Origin of the sequence: uncultured Winogradskyella sp., assembly GCF_947498345.1 — a bacterium.
GTDB lineage: Bacteria > Bacteroidota > Bacteroidia > Flavobacteriales > Flavobacteriaceae > Winogradskyella.
Genome location: NZ_CANMJY010000029.1, coordinates 1 through 570 on the forward strand (window position 1 = coordinate 1; position 570 = coordinate 570).

At 40.9% G+C, this 570-nt stretch carries 1 pseudogene; it reads left to right on the top strand.

The features are described 5' to 3' along the window. Positions 1–570 (top strand): annotated as a pseudogene (locus Q0912_RS17470) (hypothetical protein); the annotation flags it as partial.

Sequence of the window (570 nt, forward strand, 5' to 3'; positions counted from 1 at the left end):
CTGGGGCAACTGACAGCTAAGGGTGTAGGTGGTAAGCAAAATGCGATCGATAGATTACAAGATATAGACTATACCTATAACGTAAGAGGCTGGTTAAAGACCATTAACAATCCTTCCAGTCTTGGCAATGACCTCTTTGGTTTTAGAATCAACTATACAGATCCTCTTCAGTCGCAGGGAGTGGGGCTATTTAATGGTAATATTGCTGAGATAGATTGGAAAACAGCAAACGACAACACCTTGTTTAGGTACACTTACCATTACGACGCTTTAAATAGAATCACCAAAGCTGATTTTTCTGGTAATGGCCTTTGGCTAAGATATAGACTAAATGCTGTGAGCTATGATAAAAACGGAAATATTCTTGGACTAGAACGCAGAGGGCATATCGTAGCCCAACCCGATAGAAACACAAATGGCGATTTTGGCATCATGGACAATTTGGTCTATACCTATGAGACCAAGAGCAACAGGCTAAAAAAGGTATTGGATAACGGTGATACCAGCTTTGGTTTTAAAGATGGTGCCAACCTTACCACCGAATACACTTACGATGCCAATGGTAACATG